This is a genomic window from Curtobacterium sp. MCBA15_005 (assembly GCF_001864855.1).
In the GTDB taxonomy this organism is placed as follows: Bacteria; Actinomycetota; Actinomycetes; order Actinomycetales; family Microbacteriaceae; genus Curtobacterium; species Curtobacterium flaccumfaciens.
In genome coordinates this window covers 1-301 of sequence record NZ_MJGL01000054.1, presented here as the reverse complement: position 1 = coordinate 301, position 301 = coordinate 1, and the positions used below count along the sequence as shown (strand labels likewise).

Genomic DNA, 301 nt, shown 5'->3' with positions numbered 1-301 from the left:
GCGAGTCGATGCGCCCCTGGTACGACGTGTCGACACTGGACGCCGGCCTCTCCGTCGCCGAGGCCACCGACCAGGCCATTGCTGCCGGGCACACCCGGTACCTCGTGACCTCCGGCGGGCGCGACGAGGTCCAGGGCTTCGTGCACCTCCGTGACCTGCTGCGTCCGGTCGACCCCGCGGCCCCGGTCGCCACGCTCGTCCGGCCGGTGCTCGCCCTGCCCGAGACGAAGTCGCTGTCGAGTGCGATCGCGGACATGCGCACCGACGGCCACCAGATCGCCCTGGTGGTCGACGAGTACGG

Annotated in this window: 1 protein-coding gene; it reads left to right on the top strand. The window is 72.4% G+C overall.

All coding sequences use genetic code 11. The features are described 5' to 3' along the window. The coding region (locus BIU89_RS13670; protein ID WP_139179215.1) for a CBS domain-containing protein at positions 1-301 on the top strand (301 nt) is incomplete at both ends.